The sequence below is a fragment of the Moraxella marmotae genome (genome assembly GCF_042219885.1).
Taxonomy (GTDB): Bacteria; Pseudomonadota; Gammaproteobacteria; order Pseudomonadales; family Moraxellaceae; genus Moraxella; species Moraxella marmotae.
This window is the reverse complement of record NZ_JBHJHR010000002.1, coordinates 1,707,630-1,726,295: the sequence shown is the minus strand read 5'-3', so window position 1 is coordinate 1,726,295 and position 18,666 is coordinate 1,707,630. Positions and strand designations below refer to the sequence as shown.

Sequence of the window (18,666 nt, the reverse complement as noted above, 5' to 3'; positions counted from 1 at the left end):
ATTATGTCTAGTCATAGTATGCTTAATAGCATCATGCTTTGGCAATCTGCTTTTGTGCCTTTTTCTGCTGCCGTCTTTGGCGAAAAAAATCACTGAGCATATCGGCGGCGTTTTTTTGGTATAAGCCATGTTCCACCGCAACAAAATGGTTATAAAACGGCATTGCCTGCAAATTCAACTGACTGCCAACCACACCTGCTTTGGGTTCGCTCGTTGCATAGACCACTCGCCCCACTCTGGCATGAATCATCGCCCCAAAGCACATAGTGCAAGGCTCTAAGCTGACATACAAGGTCGTGCCAGCAGGCAAGCGATAGTTTTGTAGTCGGCGACAAGCGTCTTTGATGGCGACAATCTCGGCATGAGCTGTGGCGTCGTGGCAGCTGATCGGCTGATTATAGCCTTCGCCAATGATTTGACCATCACAGACCAGCACCGCACCGACTGGCACTTCACCGCACGCCATACCTTGCTTTGCCAAATCCAGTGCATGAGCCATCATTTGTGCATCTTTGACTGACCAAAATTTTAGCTGGGTAAAATCCATCAGTGGTTGCATTCTTGATAGCTGCACGCTTGGCGGTTGCATACTTGATGGGCAAAAGTTTTGAATTTGCTCAAAACCCTTTGATCGCCCCACTTGTGTCGCTAACTTTACCAGCTGCCCAGTCACTGTGGCAACGCCCAATCAATCGGCATTTTGCCATGCTGCATCAGGTAATTGTTGGTGCGTGAAAATGGGCGTGTACCAAAAAATCCGCCACGATTTGCCGACAGTGGTGATGGGTGGTTGGCAGCCAGCACCAAATGCCGTGATGTGTCAATAAACCGCCCTTTGTGCTTGGCATAACTGCCCCACAAAATAAAAACCGTGCGGTCGGTTTGTTGATTGATGGTTTCAATCACAGCATCGGTGAACTCTTCCCAGCCTTGTTTTTGGTGGCTGCCTGCGATGCCTGCTTGCACGGTCAAAGTGGCATTCAGTAGCAATACGCCCTGCGTCGCCCAGTGGCTCAAATTGCCATGCTTGCTGACTTCGATGCCCAAATCGCTCGCCAGCTCTTTTAGGATATTTTGCAAACTTGGCGGCTTGGGAATAATTTTAGGTACACTAAACGACAATCCCATCGCCTGCCCTGCTCCATGATAAGGATCTTGCCCCAAAATCACCACTTTGACCTGCGACAAAGGCGTTAAGTGAAATGCCTGAAAAATCTGCGATTTTGGCGGATAAATGTCTTTTTGTTCGGCATATTGCGAGCGTAAAAAATCACGCAATTTATCCATATTGGGGCTTAGTAACGCAGGTGCTAATGCCGCTTTCCAATCTTCTGGCAACTGCACACGAGCCAGCGTCGCTTGTTGTTCAGGTGTCATCATTTTTGTCTTGTTTTACCTTATTTGCCTTGTTTTGCTTTTTTATCATCAAAGCCAATCGCTGAAGTCTTAACCACCACTGTGCCTGCCAATTTGTCATGCCAGCCTTGTTTGTTTGGGCTTTTGGCGGCAATCAGGTAATTGATTGACAATAAAATTAACGCCATATTCACAGGGATTGGCAAACTGCCAATCAGCTGATAAATCAAAAACAGCACAATCACTCGCAATACCACTCGCTTAAAAAAGCTCGGCTTGGCAAAAGTAACCGCATCTACTGTGCGAATACCGACAACCATCTTGCCAAATGACTGGGCCCGTGCCACAATCAAAATCAGCTGCACCGCCAAATAGCCAAGCAATAACAAGCTGGATAAATTGATGGCGTGAGTGGGCATTTGGGCGGCAAGCTCTTGGGCGTAAGCCATGCGAGCGGCAAAATCACCAGCACCAAGTAGTTTAGGGTCTGGATTAAGTGTCAAAAACTGCTGCAAAAACGGCAATAAAATCAATACAAATAACACAAAATTAATCACCACCGCCAAAAATCGTGAACCGATGGACGCATAAGCCGTCTGATCCAAAGTACTTGCCTTGGCGGTATTTGGCTTGACAATCACCACATTCACCTTGGGCTTTTGTGCGGTGTTAGACGGTCTGCCGTACAATTCATCAACGCTCACTCGCTTTGGCTTATCCTGTCCTGCTTGATGATTTGGTAGCAAATCGACATTATCACCAAAACCCCGTGGTTCACCACTGGCATAAGGATTGGCGGTATCTTGAGTGGCGTCTGCTAGGCTGATTTTATCGGCTTGGTTTTGCTGATTTAGCTCGCCCTGTCCGCTTTGCTTTGGCTGATAATGGTACTGATTGTCGGTCAAATCACCCAGTCGTTGCCACTGGCTCATCGGTGCATGCCAAGCCAAATCGTCCAGCTGCACTTCCCCTGATGCCAACATGGTGTTTAGCTCGCTAAGCGTATAAGGCCCTGCTTGCACACGATTTCTTGCCAAATAAATTTTCATAAAACTCTCAATTATCTTGTTTAATTTATCTAAAAATATGATTTAAAAACTTTGCCTAAAAATACTCACCCAAAAACATCTGGACAGACATCTGGTTAAAAGTGCCAAATTTTAAAATAGCCAACTTGGTGCGGTTATACTTTAGAAAATCTTAATACGGTCTGTGCCAAATGATTGCCAAACCAAACCGCCGTCTCAATGTCGCCTTGGCATGGCGTTACTTCAGGCGGTGCATCGACAGACTGCGTCATCAAACCCAAAAAGCTGCTCAAGCGGTTCAAATCCTGCTCACTACTGCCAGTTGGCATCAGCGGCATGCCCACCCAGTTCATGCCGTGCTGCATGGCAAATAGGCAAATTTGTTGCAGCACCGCCAATTTATCACCGCTCAATCCACCAGAATTGGCAAATCCTGCGGCAAATTTACCCTGCCAAGAGCGAGCCACCCAACGCTTAGATGTGCCGTCCATAAAGGTTTTAAACGCCGCCGTAATGCTGCCCATATAGACTGCACTGCCAAAGACAATCAATGACGCATTGTCCATCGCTGCCCAATCCTGCTCGCTGATGTTGGCGATGTCCACCAAATGCGTGGGCAACTGTGCCGCTCCCTGTGCGATGGCGTGGGCAACTCGTCTGGTGTGTCCATAGTTTGAATGAAAAACAATGGCAATGCTGGGCGTGGCTTGTTGTGCAACTTGATTCATTAAAAATCCGTAGCTATCTTAAAATTTAATCAATAAAACAAACGCCAAATAATAACACACAGACAATGCCAATGGCAACCTTAAAGGCACTGACCCAAAAGTCATAGAAAATCATACCGCCTATCATCACGGCAACTATTTATCAGTTTATCAATTTTTGATTGTCAATTTTGCCCAATCATTGTTTGCGGTGAAATTTATGGCAAAAAAAAATGGTTTTTTTTACAAAAAACACTTGCCAAATGACAAAAATCCGCTATAATAACGCCCATCAAGCACAAATTACCCAATATGGGGACGTGGCGGAATTGGTAGACGCACTGGATTTAGGTTCCAGCGCCGCAAGGTGTGAGAGTTCGAGTCTCTCCGTCCCCACCATATTAATAAGAACCTTGCAAATTGGCAAGGTTTTTTATTGTCAATTTTTCACCCATCGGCTCGGTTGTTTTAATTATCAATTTGGTTAATTGACATTAATTTAACAAATCACTGTTGATAAATATTAATCCGCTATCTCCGCCTTTTGGGCATTGGTTGCCAAAAATGCCTTTAGGCGTGCTTGCTGTGCGTCATAAGCCTGCTTGTCCTGCTGATAAAGCTGATAAACACAGGCATCGCCACACTCACTATTGCAGCATTCCCAATCTTCAGGATAATCTGGCTGGGGTAATAGCACTTCACCAAAGTCTGTTTCGCTCATTGTTGTTGCTCTTTTATAATGTTACTTTTAATTAAGGCTGATTTTGTTTTATCATCAGTGCATGGACTGCTTTTGGGTGTTTTTTGGCACAACAAAAAAAAGCGTTCAGCTGCCCAAACGCTTTTTGGTGGGTTGTTTATCAAAATTACATTGACTAAAAGCAAATCCGTCAAAAAATAATTCGCCAAAAGCAGCTTTATCAAAAAACAACCCACAGGTGATACATCATCAATAAGCTATTGATAAATCATTAATAAATCATTCATCAACAAAACTTAACCAATGCTTGTACTGCTCGTTGCGGCCTTGCACCACATCAAAATATAGCGTTTGTAATTTTTCGGTGATTTCGCCACGCTTGCCGTTGCCAATCACACGATCATCGTATTCACGGATTGGCGTTACTTCGGCGGCAGTACCTGTCATGAAAATCTCATCGGCAAGATAAAACTCATCACGAGTGATGCGGCGTTCGACCACTTTAATGCCCAAATCGTTGGCAAATTGAATGATGGTGCGGCGTGTGATGCCGTCCAAAGCACCGCCTGCCAAATCTGGCGTGTGCAATTCGCCATTTTTGACCAAAAATAGGTTCTCGCCCGAGCCTTGGCAAACATAGCCTTGCGGATCCATCAAAATCGCTTCATCATAGCCATTGCGTGTTACTTCTTGGTTTGCCAAGATAGACACAGGATAGTTGCTGGCGGCTTTGGCTTTGCACATGGTAACATTTGGGTGGTGGTGCGTGTAGCTTGAAGTTTTGACACGGATACCGTTTTTGATGCCATCTTCGCCCAGATATGCACCCCAATGCCACGCAGCCACTGCCGCATGAATGGTGTTGTCTTTGGCGGCGATGCCCAGTTTTTCAGAACCGACCCAAATCAATGGGCGAATATAAGCAGACGCCAAGTTATTCAGACGCACCACATCTTTTTGGGCTTGTACCAGCTCATCAAAAGTGTAGCGAACATTTAATTGGAAAATTTTGGCAGAATTGAGCAAACGCTCGGTATGCTCTTGTAGGCGGAAAATCGCTGTGCGTCCATCTGGCGTTTGGTAGGCACGCACGCCTTCAAACACTGCCAAACCATAATGCAAACTGTGGGTTAGCACATGCACCTTGGCATCTGGTTGCTCAACCAACGCACCATCAAGCCACATTTTGCCTTCTTGGGTTGCCATGCTCATAATTGACTCCATGAATGTTATTAACCGATATAACGGATAATTATAACAGATGCGACAAAAATAATAAAAGGTTTTGTTGAGCAAATTGGGCGTTTTTTTATCAATTGGTAATGTCTGTACAATTGACACACGCCTTATACACGCCAATTTTTGGCGTTTTACGACTTACTTAAAAAACCTTTGGGAAATTTGATAAGTTTTATTTATTTCATAAAATCAATTTAATAATTTAACAAAATGATAAAATCGGCAAATTGTTAAATTTGGATAAATGATTTATAGCAAAATAGCAAAAATTGCCATTTAATTCAATCAGTTATCTCCCAATTCATCTTGCCAAACTTGGCGGACAAAATCACGCAGCTGCCGCCATTGCCCATCATTGACGATGGTATTTTGTTCGGACAATGCCAATTCGTGCGTTTTTTTGCGTAAATCCAAATAGGCTTGGGTCAGCTTTTGGCAACGCTCAGCACTCCAAATCCCTGCCTTTTGGACTTCTTCAAAAATCCGCACATTATCTGGCCAAATCGCCAAATCTGGGTATTGATGGGCATGACTTAGCACCATATATTGTGCCAAAAACTCAATATCCACCAAGCCGCCAAAGTCTTGTTTTAGGTGAAATTGTTCCACTTTGTCCCCATCTGTATTGGCGGTTTTGTTGCGAGTACCCAAATGGCTTTGCATTTTTTGACGCATTTCAATCACATCTTGACGAACCTGTGATTGATTGCGACAACTAGTCAAAACTTGCTTGCGAATGCGGCAAAATTCGTCCAGCACCGCCCTATCGCCGCTCAAGCCCCTAGCGCGCACCAACGCCTGATGCTCCCATGCCCACGCTTTTTGGGTTTGGTACATCTCAAAGGCATGAGTCGAAATCACCGCCACGCCTGCATTGCCAGACGGTCGCAAGCGTGTATCAATCTCATATGCTCGCCCATCACGAGTCTGCGTTGCCAGATAATTCATCAGTTTTTGGATTAGGCGAGCGGCAAATTTCATACCGCTGATCGGTTTTTCGCCGTCCGTTTCGCCCTGCTCATCAATGCGATGCAAAAACACCAAATCCAAATCAGATGCATAACTCATCTCTAAGCCGCCCAATTTACCATAGCCGACAATCGCAAAACCACAAGTATCGACATCGGCACGCCGTCCGTCATTGAGTTTGGGAAATCCGTGTTTTTGGGTCAGCTCATCAAAAGCACGGTACAAGGCGGATTCTAGCACCACTTCGGCAATAAAAGTTAGACTGTCTGAGACTTTCATAATGTGGCGAAGTCCCAGCACATCTGCCGTCGCCACCGCCAGCACTTGCGTTTTTTTGAACAAGCGAATGCTACTTAGATAATTTTCGTCATCAAATGGCTCAACACGCAGCAGACTTTGGCGTAAAATGTCCGTCAGCTCCATCTTGTCTGGCAAATGCAAATACCGCTTTTGTAAAAAAGTATCCAACAGCACTGGATAATGCGCCAGTTCTCTGGCAATCCAAGGGCTGGCACTGAGCATCGGAATCAGACGCACCGTGGCATCAGGGTTTTCGGTCAGCATCACCAGATAAATCGAGCGGCGGCAAATGGCTTCTAATAAGCCAATCAATCTGGGCAATGCCGCCATCGCTTCGTCGCCATTTCGCTGTGCGTGCATCAATAAAGCATGCCAAATGATGGGATAGGCTTGGTTGAGCCGCTCTTTGGAAACATCGTCCAAACTTGCCACCAAGCGTGAATTGATAAAATTTGCCAACTGTGCTTGTGCCTGCTCGCCCAGCGTTTGGCATAATGCCGTATAAACTTGCTCGGCGTTGAGATTTTCTTGCTTGGGCGACTGTCTGTCAGTAACCATGCGTCCAAAAGGTCGGCTGACATTTTGGCGATGAGCGTCCAACACCGAACGAAATGATGCAATCGACTCAAAACCCAAAGTCTGGGCAATTGCCTGCATTTGCCCATCATCGCTTGGTAGTCTTTGGGTTTGTTGGTCATGGCGTGCTTGAATGGCATGCTCAAGACGGCGTAAAAAACGATACGCCGATTCTACCTGCCCACTTTCTTCTTTATCAATATAGCCAAGCTCGGTCAGCACCGCCAAGCAGTCAAGGCAAGCAGGATTTTCGGCGATACGCACATGATGCCCACCGTAAATCAAGGCAAATGCCTGCACGATAAATTCAATATCACGAATACCGCCCATGCCCAGCTTGACATTGTCCAAATCCTGACGCTGCATCTGCTGATTGACAATCATCGCCTTCATCTCTCGCAAGGCACTAAATGCACTGTAATCAATATAATAACGATGCACGAAGTTTTTGATAATCTGTCGCAGCGGCTGGGCAAAATCGGCACTGATTTGATTAACCACACGAGCTTTTAGCCAAGCAAATCGCTCCCAAGTGCGTCCATGCTGATTAAAATATTTCTCCAACGCCGCCATGTGCATCACCAATGCCGAACCATCGCCCCAAGGTCGCAGTCGCATATCCACACGAAACACAAAGCCATGCTCGGTGTTTTCGTCCAAAATCTTAATCACGCCACGCCCCAAATCTCGCATGAATTTGTGGCTATCAATGCACTTTTTGCCATCGGTATCGCCGTTGTCAATATGCACAAAAATCAAATCAATATCACTGGATAAATTCAGCTCGCCTGCCCCAAGTTTGCCCATGGCGATGATGGCAAGCTCATCTTTTAGGGTTTTGGCTTTGCGTCTGATGATGGGATCGCCGTAGCGTTTGGTTAATTTATTATAAACAAAATCTTTGGCAAAATTAATACAACTATCGGCAAAATCGGACAACTCCTTGGTCAGATGTTCAAGCGAAATCGCCGCCAAAGCGTCCTGCCAAATCCATTTTAGCATCAGCAGTTGCCGCAGTTTTCTTAGGCCTGCCATGACCATCTCTTCGTTGATGCTGTCCAGATAATTGGTCGCTCCAAGTCCTACAAATTGGCGTATCAAAGCATCAAAATCCACGCCAAACATCGGCACGCCAAAGCCAAACTGTGCCAAAAACGCTTGGGCATCGTGCGTGTGTTTTTGGTAAATTTGCATCGCAAAAGGGCTGGCAACCGCCAACCGCTCAAGCTGGGTGTCATTTGGCACAAAATTTAACGAAGCCATAAATTGCCTTGTAAATACTGTTAATTAATATTAATTAATAATATCAATCTAAAATTAAAATATAAAAACAATCCAAAATAAACGCATATCTTAAAACTTAGACTTATTTTACACCATATTTTGGGCTATAATAAGCCTTAATTTATAGATTGGCTCATCAGTTGGTCAAGGTATCACCAAAAGATGTTGCTAAATTGATCAATTTTCCCCTAACAATTTGATATTTATGACTTTATTGCTCATTATCAGCTCACCGCACAGCCATCAAGCCAAACTTGCCATCAGCGATGCCAAGCAACGGCTGGAGCGTGGCGAGACGGTCTCGGTGTTTTTTTATGGCGATGGGGCTTATACCGCCAACCGCCTAATGTGGCAAACCGCCAATGTCGCCAATATCGCCAAAGACTGGGTCGAACTTGCCGCCAAGTATCGGATTGCCCTGCCAGTGTGTGTCAGCACCGCTTTGGCTCGTGGCATCACCGATGGCGAAAACGCCAAACGCCACGGATTAGATGGCGAAAACTTACTGCCGCCATTTACTTTGGTGGGTTTATCCGAATTGGCGTTATTAATCGACGCCAGTGATACAGTCGTGCAATACTGATTTTACACGCCTAATCAATCAACCCAGAACGGTAAATTTCATCAATCAATCGGCAATTTTTGGACGGTTTTGGGCGATTTAACAACTTTGGCTAATTTTGGATAATTTGGACGGTTTTGGACGCATTTTTATGAAATTTCTTATCAGCATTGACACCGACAGCGAATTGATCGGCTATGAAGCGATTGCCCTTGCCTTGACTTTGGCAACCTTTGACCACACGGTGCAGCTGGCGTTTGGCAAGGCGACACTGGCGTTATTAAGCGACTCCAGCACTCGCTTGTATGGCATGGTGCAATCGCTTGAGCTGTATGATTTACCGCCTGCTTATCATGATTTTGATGATGCCGCTTGCAGTCAGCTTGATGATGTGATTCGCCAAGCCATTTGCCGTGGCGTGCCAAATCCTGATGCGTTTGACAGCCTTTTTGTTTTTTGATAAATTTTATTTTTAGATAATTTGTTTTGATGATTTATTTTGATAATTTATTTTAATTATTTTTATAAATTGGTCAAATTAAATCATTGAACAGCTGAACAATGTTTTAGAATTTTTTTTAGACTTTGGATAAATTAAACTTCAGATAAATTAAATAAACCATGAACCAAGCCACCCTACCCATACTTGATGATGATGGCCATCTAAAAGACCATCAACAATGGACACCGCAAATCGCCCAACAGCTTGCCGATACCATCGATGTAACACTTGATGAAGTGCATTATCAGATTATCCTGCAAGTGCGTGCTTTTTTTGATACTTATCATCACAGCCCAAGCACTCGCCCACTGATTAAGCATCTGATGGCGACTTTGCCCGAACTTGAGATTAGCAATCAAAAATTGCAACAGCTATTTAACACAGGGCTGGTGGCTCGCCATGTCAATCGCATTGCCGGCTTGCCCAAACCGCCAAATTGCCTGTAAATGACTGCATTTTGGTGAGCGTATTTTTACAAAAAATCTTATCATAAAATATCTTTATAATAATTCAAAGCCATAAAAGATTATGTTATAATGTTTATTTTGTTAAGCAGTATAGGCAGAAAATGGCTATGAATGAATTTTGTACATTAAATATCGCCCCAACCGATTTGATCATGACCGTATTGATGACGCCAGATTTGGCGAACTTTTCGGGCAATGTGCATGGCGGTAATATCTTAAAATTACTCGACCAAGTCGCCTATGCTTGTGCCAGCCGTTATGCAGGCAGCTATGTGGTTACGCTGTCGGTGGATCAGGTGATTTTTAAAGAGCCGATTTATGTCGGTGAATTGGTCACTTTTTTGGCACGCATCAACTATGTCGGTAACACTTCAATGGAAGTGGGTATCCGTGTCGAAGCCGAAAATATCCAAACACGCACCACTCGCCATACCAACAGCTGCTATTTTAGCATGGTGGCGATTGATGACAATCACAAGCCAAAACCTGTGCCGCAGTTAGAATTGGTGGACGAAATCGCCAAACGCCGCTTTGAAACAGCGAAAAAACGCAAAGAATTGCGTATGCAGTTGCAACAAAACAATTGGTAATGCTTTATTTGCAACATTGGATAATAAAAAAAATAGCCTTAACTTTGGGGCTATTTTTTTATTGGTGTTGGTTTTGTAAATTTTTTATACAGTCTTAATTCTAAGTTTAAAAAATATCAATATTAAAATTCACCGAATTTTGGTTAAAATTTGGTTCAAATGCCGTGCAGAGTGAGACTTTTATAGATTTTGCTCAATAAAAAACCACCTTGGTGTGATATGAAGTGGTGAAATTTGGACAACAAAAAAGTCAAATAATTTACAACTTTTATCAAAAAGTATAGAAATTACTTGACTTTTGTTATAGTAAACACTATAATATGTTTTATCAAGACAAGGTGGTAACGACACCCAGTCTTGATAGGTTACCGCCACCGACCTAAGTCAAGTGGTGGCTATCCTAGGAGAGAACAATGAAACTTGTTAAACTAACCATTGTTATTATCTTGGTATTATTAAGCACACCAGCTTGGTAATACTAAGTCAAGCCTAAAAAGGCTGGGGCGGTGGGTCGCACCACCGCTTCGCTCCTAAAACTTAGGACTATCTTACCAAGATTTTAAGGATATGTCAAATGCCAAAGATTGTTGCTAATCCAAAAACCAAAGCCCAAATCCAAGCCGAATCGGACGCACGCCGTGGCGTCAAAACCGCAAGCTATAAATTCCCATTGGGTTTTATTGATGAGCTTGCCCAATTGTCAAAAGAAACAGGACTGTCACGCCCAGCAATTATCATGCAGGCGGTGCATCTTTGGAAAGATCAAAAGGTTCAAGAAACCGAAACACTATGAAGTTGGGTTGTTTTTATGGACTTTGCCCAATATCTGATGATTATTGCTTGATTTTTTTGTTATGTCAAAAATAAGCCGCTATTATGAATAAATCAAATAAAATCAATAACTTGTGTAAGATAAGCGTTATCGGACATACCAATGTCGGCAAAACATCGCTGCTGCGTACCCTGCTAAGAGACACTTCGTTTGGCGAAGTGCAAAATGCATCTGCCACCACTCGCCATGTCAGTGCTGTGGATATACTTGGTAAAGACAATGTACCACTTGTAACCTTGCACGACACGCCAGGGCTAGAAGATGCCACAGGCGTGATGGATTTTTTGCAAGATTATACCGATGCTCGTGCCGATGGCGTTGAGCGATTGCAGCAGTTTTTGCAAGCGGTGCAAGCTTGCGATGAGCGGTTGGACGGCGATTATCGCCAAGAAGCCAAAGTCATAAATAGTCTGTTGTCTGCCGATATTGCCATTTATGTGATTGATTCCAGAGAGCCTGTGCTTGCCAAATACAAAGACGAGCTGGCGATTTTGGCAAATTCTGGCACGCCGATTTTGCCTGTGTTTAATTTTACTGCCATCGCCACACAGCAGTTAGATGCGTGGCGTGAGATGCTGGCTCGGCGAGTGTTGCACATTAGCAATGCTTTTGATACGGTGGCTTTTGATTTTGATAGTGAGATGGCACTTTGGGAGAATTTAAAAATTTTATCCAATCACAATGCCAACATTGCCAAACTACAACAGGAGCGTGCCGAGACTTGGCAGGATTTGCTAGAGATGGGTTCTGGACAAATTGCTGATTTTTTAATCAATGTCGCCGCCTTTGCTCAAAAAATCGACAGTCAAGCCGACCCTGCACCGATATTAAATCGCATGCAACATGCCGTCCGCCAAGCTGAGCAAGTTTTACAACAAAATTTGCTCACACTGTATCGCTTTTATCATAGCGACATTCACCTAAGTCAGATGAGCATCACAGGGGCGACGCAGGATATTTTTGATAAAGAAATTTTGGCACACTATGGGATTCGTACCGCTGGCGGTAGTGGTATCGGTATGCTTATCGGTGCTGGCATTGATGTGGCAACACTGGGGGCAAGCCTTGGGCTGGGGACTGCCATCGGCGGCGTACTGGGCGGGCTTTTGCCCAACACCCACACCATCAAGGATAAGGCAATGGGCGTACAGACGCTGACCATCGATGCAGCCACCATCACCCTGCTGGCAGCTCGAGCCCAAAGCCTACATCATCATCTAAGACACCGTGGCCATGCCAGCCTTGCTACCATCACCGCAGACAGCGAACGCCTGCCTTGGCAAAGCGACAACTTACCAGCACCCATCAAAAAAGCACGCACGCACCCCAACTATTGCAGTCTTGACGATGGTGATGGCAATGGCAGCAATCTTATCGACAACCCAGATAATAAGGCAGCACTGCGAGCGGATTTGGCGGACAAATTGGCAGAAATCTTAATTTTACATCAACACAATTTGTAATTTTATTGCATTAAATGATTAAATTTTGCCGTATTACCATACAGCCATTTCATAACAAATGATGGATTTGTAAAAATTTGATCTAAAATTATGACAAATCAATTCACTTTGAGCAAACCCAAACGCTCACCTTCAAATAGCTCCATCTCGGGGGCAAGCGTAAGCATAAAGCGGTCAAAATACAACAACTGCTTCAATAGCAACGCAAAATCACGGGGAAAATGAATGCCATGCCGCTTGCCGATTTCTACCATCTCAAGCATCATGGCGTTTAGGCTGTCGTTGGACGATTGTGGCGATTTGGTATTTTGACTCACTTTGCCCAGTACTCTTTTTAAGTCGTCCGCCAGCCGCTCAAGGTTCATCTTATCCATGCTGTGCGTCATGCCAATATTGACCATCGCCCTTGCCATGCCGTGATAATCGTTATTTTGTAAGCTCTGCACCAGCTCAAAACACGCCTGCAAACTGCTTGGCTCAATCGCCCCCATCAAGCCAAAATCCAAAAAGGCAATGCGTCCATCTGTCAGACGCATCAAATTACCTGCGTGCAAATCGGCATGAAATTCCCCCGTCATCATCAAGGACAAAAACCAAGTGTCCAGCACATCGCTCATCGCTTGCTTGCTGTCATTATCAGCCGTCCAGACCAAGCTGTCATCAACCAGCGACTTGCCATCAAGCAAATCCATCACCAGCACTTTTTTGGTGGATAAGTGATGATGCACCGTCGGAGCGGTAACTCGTGTGTTGCCAATTTGCTCAAGATGAGCGATGAATTTGTCAATATGCCGACTTTCTGCCAAAAAATCAGTCTCTGCCAGCATTCGCATTCGCATTTCGTCAATAATCGGTGCCAAATTTGCCATTTTTAGGCTAGGAATCGCCTTCTCAAGCAACCAAAACACACCATGCAGCACATTCAAATCGGTCTGCATCACCGTGCTGACATTGGGTTTTTGTACCTTTAATGCCACCTGTCTGCCGTCAGTCAGCACCGCCTTATGCACCTGAGCGATACTCGCCGATGCCAAAGGCACAGGGTCAATGTACGAAAAAATATCACCCAAACCACGATGCTCATTCTCCAGCTCATCTGCCAAAACTTGGCGAATTTGGGCAAAACTCACCGCCGCCGTCTGATCCAAGCAGCCTTGAAATGCCAGCACATATTCACGGGGGAAAATCGATGGCGTGCTGGCGATAAATTGCCCAAGTTTGATATAAGTTACGCCCATTTGCTCAAACGCTTCACGCAACAAATAAGCGTCCATCTTATCGCCTTTTGCCACACGCAATGCCGACAGCCCAGCCACGCTTGCTGTCCGATGGATACGCCCCAGAATTTGTACGCCTTGGGTTAAGTGTTTTTTGACAAAATGAAATGGATTTTTTGACATATTGGTTACTTTTTAGTGGGTATTTGTTGATGATTGATTTTTGATGATAAATGGCAAAATGTCAATGTAAAAAACTGTAAACTCGAAAATCGCACACTTGCAAAGTGTAAACTTGCAAACTTACAAATTATAAAAATATAAAATGATTTACCGATATAATTTTAATCAATGAATAAAATTAACTTAATGATTACCACACACCAAACACGCCAAATCTGGCGAAAATCGTGCGTGCCGCAACTGCAAGCCATCACCCTGCCAAATCAACAGCTGATTGGCGATTGGGTTGATGCCCTTGCCCAAAAAAGTCAATGCCACCTGCGATGCCAACGCCCCAATCACCGCCACCGTACTTGCCAGCACACCTGATGTTGCACAGCTTTGCTCATCGCTGGCATCTGAGCCAAAAACGCATTGATAACAAGCCGTCTGGGCAGTGTATAGGGCAATTTGCCCTGTTTGAGCGATGGCAGATGTGGACAATAGCGGATAATGATGCTTGCGGCAAATTTGGTTTAATAAATCACGAATGGCAAAATTATCAGTGCAATCAATCACCAAATCGACATGCTGTAAATACCGCAAGGCATTATCGGTATTGATTTTATCAACGATAGCATCAATCTGACAAAAGTGGTTTTGTCGCCGAAGTGCCACTTTAGCAGCTATCGCTTTAGGCTGATTGATGTCATCGGCGGTGTATAGCACTTGTCTTTGTAGATTGCTGTCATCGACTGTATCGTCATCGATGATGGTCAGTCTGCCAATGCCTGCTCGCACCAGCACCTGAGCCACAGGACAGCCCAAGCCGCCCATACCAACGATGATAGCGTGGCTATTTTTTAGGCGAATTTGGGCATCAATGTCCCAATCGTCCAACAAAATCTGCCGTGCATACCGCATCAGCTCATCATCGCTCAATGTCGTATTGTCAAACCCAGCGTCGCCAGTCGCCTGTGTCATTTTGCCACCAAATTGTCCTGATTATTGCCTTAATTATCGCTCTGATGATCACAACCGCCATACCAACGAGCCAAAGTTACTCGCTCATTGCTGCCATAATCTTTGACCGTCTCAATCGCCACAAAACCTGCCGCCTGATACAACGCCCTAACCGACTTGGCTTGGCGATAACCATGCTCAATCACCATCAAACCGCCATCGGACAAATGCTCTCGTCCATTTTTGATGATTACATCAATATCCGCCAAACCGTCATCTGCTGCCACCAAAGCGGTGATTGGCTCATGTGCCAAACCAGCCAAATGTTCATCATCATCGCTGATGTATGGCGGATTGCTGACGATAATATCAAATCGCCCTGTTACCGCCTGATACCACGCCGATTGTACCGCTTGGCAATTGTCCGCTTGCAGGCGTGCGATGTTCTGGCGTGCCACTTGTAGGGCATCTGCCGACAGCTCCACCGCCAGCACCGATGCCAAAGGCAGCTCAAGTGCCAAAGTGATGGCAATGCAGCCTGAACCTGTACCCAAGTCCAAAATGCGTGGCTGGTAATTGGCTTGAGTCTTGGCAAAATTTAGCACCGTCTCGACCAAAATCTCGGTATCTGCTCTAGGAATCAGTGTATGCCGATTGACCACAAATTCACGACCCCAAAACGCCTGATGACCCAACAAATACGCCAAAGGCTCGCCTGTCATCATGCGTGCAATGCCTGCATTTAGCTGTGCCGTCTCATCAGCGGTCAAGCGATAATCATCATCAGTCATCAAAAACACTGCAGACTTATCCAGCACCGCAAGCAGCCAGCCGTCCAGCCAGTGCATTGGCAGCGTCTGGCTGCACAATTGGCGAAATGCTCGGCGAATATCACGCACCGACTGCTGCGGCAAAATGGGCATCTTGGACATCAAAACCGCCTATTTGTCAATTTGTGGATTGCCAATATCGATGTGGCGATTGACCAAATAAATCAACAGCAGCACAGGAATGCCCATCAAAAAGGTAATCATAAAAAATGTGCCGTAATTGGTCGCTTCAACAATACTGCCCGAATAACCGCCCAACACCTTTGGAATCAGCGTCATCAATGATGAAAATAACGCATATTGCACCGCAGTAAAACGAATGGAAGTCAATGCCGATAAGAACGCCAAAAACACCGCACTGGCAAGACCTGCCGCCAAGTTGTCAGTAATCACCGCAAAATACATCACCGATACCGTTGGGTAATTGGACAGTAGGATAAATAATAAATTGGTCACACACGCCAAAATCGCCCCCACATTCATGGCTTTGATGATGTTGATTTTTTGGGCAAGCCAGCCGCCCAAAAAGCCGCCGCCAATACTGGCAACAACACCCACCAATTTTACTGCATTGGCAATCTGAGTCTTACTAAAGCCCAAATCTTGATAAAAAATGTTAGAAATATTACCAGCAATCACATCACTGATACGATATAAGCCAATCAATGCCAGCAATAAAATCGCTTTTTTGCCATAACGATAAAAAAAGTCCGCCACTGGCTCAACCCAAGTTCGCATGGCAATGGCTTTTGGCACCACACCCACTTTGACCAAAGAAAAGCCCAATGCCGCAAACGCTGCAATACCGCCAATAAACTGCAAGCAGCCAAATAAAAAGCCAGCCAGCACACTTTCAGTCTGGGGCAATACACCACCGATGGTGCGAAACGCTGCAATAAACGCAATGATTGAAACAAAAAACGCCGCCACCAGTCGCAGATAATCACGGTTTTCTTGGGTAACTGGTTTTAGGGCAACTTTTGGCTCACGAATAACAAGCGTCGTTGCCACGCCCACCAGCATCACCGCTGCCATGATGAGATAGGTTTTTTGCCAAGCGGCGTAATTATACGCTTCCATCGCCGAACCAAAAAAATCCGCCAAATACAACGCACCCGCCCCTGAGACTATCATACCGATTCGATAGCCCATCACATAAGTGGCAGACAGTGCTGGCTGCATATCAGCAGGGGCAATCTCAATGCGATACGCATCAATCACAATGTCCTGCGATGCTGACGAAAACCCAAGCAAAACCGCACCCAATGCCATCACTTGTAGCATGTGTTCATCGTTATGCGGATTGGTCATCGCCATCAGCACCAAAGCGGCAATGATGGCCATTTGGGTCAAAAGCAGCCAGCCACGACGCCGCCCCAACAGGCGTGTCAAAATCGGTACAGGCAAAGTATCCACCAGCGGTGCCCAAATGAATTTGAACGAATAGCCCAACGCCGCCCAGCCCAACATCGTTACGGTAGCACGGTCAATGCCAGCTTCTCGAAGCCACAAGCCCAAAGATGAAAAAACCAGCAACAATGGCACGCCTGCTGCAAAACCCAAAAACAGCAAACTCAATGCCTGCTTATTAAAATAAGCCTGCCGAAAAGCCTGCCACGAACTCAAATTGTGCTGTGTGTGAATTGTTGAACCGCTCATGTTGCCCCACTTGCAAATTGAAATTGGAGAAATAAATTTATCCATTTTACCTTAATTTTGCTTGCTTTTCTCGCCATTTTCACAAATTCCCCTACCTTTTTTTATCAAAATTGGGTATATTGTGCAAATTCCCCAATTTATCGCCCAGTAAGGATTGTTATGGCCATTGATATTGTGATTAATCAGCGTCATTTGCAAATTCAACTCAAACAACTAGAAACCGTTTGGCATACGGTAGTTAATGGCTACAATCTTAGCCAAGCGGCTGAATTGCTACACACCAGCCAATCTAGCCTATCCAAGCAAATCGCCGCCCTTGAAAGCCAGCTAAAAACCGATGTGTTCACTCGCCAAGGCAAACGCCTAACGGGACTTACGCCAATTGGCAAGGCGTTATTGCCGCACATTGAAGCGATTTTTGCCGAGATTCGCACCATTGAAAATTTGAGCCTAGATTTTAATAATGCCCAAGCTGGTACGCTCACAGTCGCCACCACGCACACGCAAGCACGCTATGTGTTGCCGCAGATTGTCAAAGAATTTCGAGAAAAATTTGACAAAGTCAATCTGGTGCTGCAGCAAGCCGACCCTGAAAGCATCGCCCAGATGGTAATTCGTGGGCAGGCAGATATTGGCATCGCTACCGAATCACTGCTGAATAACGATGTGCTGCGTTGCCACCGTTATTATGATTGGTCGCATGTGATTATCGTCCCAAAAAATCATGAACTGGCCGAATTTGCCAATGTCGTTGATGGCGTGGATTTGCCGACTTTGGCAAGCTATCCGATTGTAACTTATCATGGCGGCTTTACAGGTCGTGGGGCGATTGACAAGGTGTTTGCCCAAGCTGGCTTTACGCCTGACATTGTGCTGGCGGCACTGGACTCTGATGTGGTCAGCACCTATGTATCGGCAGGGCTTGGCATTGGTATCATCGCTGAAATGGCGTATCAGCCAGATTATTATCCAGATTTGGTGGCGATTCCTGTCACTTATTTTGGGCGTTTTACCAGTTGGATTGCGGTGCGTGATGATAGCGAAATTCGCAAATTTGGCTATGAATTTATCAAGCTGTGCCAAGCACAATTTGATGCCATGTAAATGGTTTAAATGACTTTAAATGATTTCAAAAGTGATTTGAATGATTGTAAGTAATTTGAATTTGAATGACTGGTATAATTTTAACACTTATCAAGTATTCAATAAAATACTTCTCATCATTTTAAAACCCACCCAAAACAAATCCCCACCGCTTGA

Annotated in this window: 18 protein-coding genes and 1 tRNA gene; 8 read left to right on the top strand and 11 right to left on the bottom strand. The window is 45.0% G+C overall.

Translation table 11 applies throughout. The features are described from left to right. Positions 1 to 31: 31 nt before the first annotated feature. From tadA to ACFBZI_RS07940, 4 genes are all read right to left on the bottom strand, one after another. Positions 32 to 589: a tRNA adenosine(34) deaminase TadA gene (gene tadA, locus ACFBZI_RS07955; RefSeq protein ID WP_375715796.1), complete on the bottom strand. Its 558-nt coding sequence runs from the start codon at positions 587 to 589 to the stop codon at positions 32 to 34. An 80-nt stretch (positions 590 to 669) separates the two neighbouring features. Further along, positions 670 to 1,377 (bottom strand): uracil-DNA glycosylase, encoded by a 708-nt coding sequence (gene ung / locus ACFBZI_RS07950; protein ID WP_375716337.1) that lies wholly within the window; start codon positions 1,375 to 1,377, stop codon positions 670 to 672. A 20-nt stretch (positions 1,378 to 1,397) separates the two neighbouring features. Then, positions 1,398 to 2,405 (bottom strand): RDD family protein, encoded by a 1,008-nt coding sequence (locus ACFBZI_RS07945; RefSeq protein WP_375715795.1) that lies wholly within the window; start codon positions 2,403 to 2,405, stop codon positions 1,398 to 1,400. Positions 2,406 to 2,539: 134 nt separating this feature from the next. Continuing rightward, positions 2,540 to 3,112, bottom strand: coding sequence for a flavodoxin family protein (locus ACFBZI_RS07940; RefSeq protein ID WP_375715794.1), 573 nt, complete (start codon positions 3,110 to 3,112; stop codon positions 2,540 to 2,542). Between the two features lie 293 nt (positions 3,113 to 3,405). Here ACFBZI_RS07940 and ACFBZI_RS07935 point away from each other — a divergent pair. Then, positions 3,406 to 3,490, top strand: a tRNA-Leu gene (locus ACFBZI_RS07935). Positions 3,491 to 3,614: 124 nt separating this feature from the next. Here the strand turns inward: ACFBZI_RS07935 and ACFBZI_RS07930 are convergent. The 3 genes from ACFBZI_RS07930 to glnE form a co-directional block, all read right to left on the bottom strand. Continuing rightward, positions 3,615 to 3,812: an oxidoreductase-like domain-containing protein gene (locus ACFBZI_RS07930; RefSeq protein ID WP_375715793.1), complete on the bottom strand. Its 198-nt coding sequence runs from the start codon at positions 3,810 to 3,812 to the stop codon at positions 3,615 to 3,617. A gap of 258 nt (positions 3,813 to 4,070) precedes the next feature. After that, entirely contained in the window at positions 4,071 to 5,003 is a 933-nt protein-coding gene (locus tag ACFBZI_RS07925; RefSeq protein WP_375715792.1) for a branched-chain amino acid transaminase, read from the bottom strand. Positions 5,004 to 5,315: 312 nt separating this feature from the next. Further along, on the bottom strand, positions 5,316 to 8,138 hold the full coding sequence (glnE, locus tag ACFBZI_RS07920) for a bifunctional [glutamate--ammonia ligase]-adenylyl-L-tyrosine phosphorylase/[glutamate--ammonia-ligase] adenylyltransferase (RefSeq protein ID WP_375715791.1): 2,823 nt from the start codon (positions 8,136 to 8,138) through the stop codon (positions 5,316 to 5,318). A gap of 226 nt (positions 8,139 to 8,364) precedes the next feature. On the opposite strand from glnE, the gene tusD reads away from it, so the two are divergent. From tusD to ACFBZI_RS07890, 6 genes are all read left to right on the top strand, one after another. Then, positions 8,365 to 8,742 (top strand): sulfurtransferase complex subunit TusD, encoded by a 378-nt coding sequence (gene tusD, locus ACFBZI_RS07915; protein WP_375715790.1) that lies wholly within the window; start codon positions 8,365 to 8,367, stop codon positions 8,740 to 8,742. Positions 8,743 to 8,872: 130 nt separating this feature from the next. Further along, positions 8,873 to 9,181 (top strand): hypothetical protein, encoded by a 309-nt coding sequence (locus ACFBZI_RS07910; RefSeq protein WP_375715789.1) that lies wholly within the window; start codon positions 8,873 to 8,875, stop codon positions 9,179 to 9,181. Positions 9,182 to 9,342: 161 nt separating this feature from the next. Next, entirely contained in the window at positions 9,343 to 9,669 is a 327-nt protein-coding gene (locus ACFBZI_RS07905; protein ID WP_375715788.1) for a TusE/DsrC/DsvC family sulfur relay protein, read from the top strand. 128 nt (positions 9,670 to 9,797) lie between these two features. Continuing rightward, positions 9,798 to 10,280: an acyl-CoA thioesterase gene (locus tag ACFBZI_RS07900; RefSeq protein WP_375715787.1), complete on the top strand. Its 483-nt coding sequence runs from the start codon at positions 9,798 to 9,800 to the stop codon at positions 10,278 to 10,280. 574 nt (positions 10,281 to 10,854) lie between these two features. Next, a complete protein-coding gene (locus ACFBZI_RS07895) occupies positions 10,855 to 11,073 on the top strand; it encodes a hypothetical protein (RefSeq protein WP_375715786.1) in 219 nt (72 codons plus the stop codon). 83 nt (positions 11,074 to 11,156) lie between these two features. Further along, the gene (locus ACFBZI_RS07890) at positions 11,157 to 12,575 is read left to right on the top strand and encodes a GTPase/DUF3482 domain-containing protein (RefSeq protein ID WP_375715785.1); all 1,419 of its coding nucleotides are present in this window, start codon (positions 11,157 to 11,159) and stop codon (positions 12,573 to 12,575) included. A 98-nt stretch (positions 12,576 to 12,673) separates the two neighbouring features. Here ACFBZI_RS07890 and ACFBZI_RS07885 read toward each other — a convergent pair whose 3' ends face one another. From ACFBZI_RS07885 to ACFBZI_RS07870, 4 genes are all read right to left on the bottom strand, one after another. Beyond that, a complete protein-coding gene (locus ACFBZI_RS07885) occupies positions 12,674 to 13,975 on the bottom strand; it encodes an ABC1 kinase family protein (protein WP_375715784.1) in 1,302 nt (433 codons plus the stop codon). 183 nt (positions 13,976 to 14,158) lie between these two features. Beyond that, a complete protein-coding gene (locus tag ACFBZI_RS07880) occupies positions 14,159 to 14,938 on the bottom strand; it encodes a HesA/MoeB/ThiF family protein (RefSeq protein WP_375715783.1) in 780 nt (259 codons plus the stop codon). 29 nt (positions 14,939 to 14,967) lie between these two features. Next, the gene (gene prmC, locus ACFBZI_RS07875) at positions 14,968 to 15,849 is read right to left on the bottom strand and encodes a peptide chain release factor N(5)-glutamine methyltransferase (RefSeq protein WP_375715782.1); all 882 of its coding nucleotides are present in this window, start codon (positions 15,847 to 15,849) and stop codon (positions 14,968 to 14,970) included. A 9-nt stretch (positions 15,850 to 15,858) separates the two neighbouring features. Beyond that, positions 15,859 to 17,406, bottom strand: a complete 1,548-nt coding sequence (locus ACFBZI_RS07870) for an AmpG family muropeptide MFS transporter (protein WP_375715781.1) — start codon at positions 17,404 to 17,406, stop codon at positions 15,859 to 15,861. Between the two features lie 159 nt (positions 17,407 to 17,565). Here ACFBZI_RS07870 and ACFBZI_RS07865 point away from each other — a divergent pair, with 159 nt between their 5' ends. Next, positions 17,566 to 18,510: a LysR substrate-binding domain-containing protein gene (locus ACFBZI_RS07865; RefSeq protein WP_375715780.1), complete on the top strand. Its 945-nt coding sequence runs from the start codon at positions 17,566 to 17,568 to the stop codon at positions 18,508 to 18,510. The last annotated feature ends 156 nt before the right edge of the window (positions 18,511 to 18,666 follow it).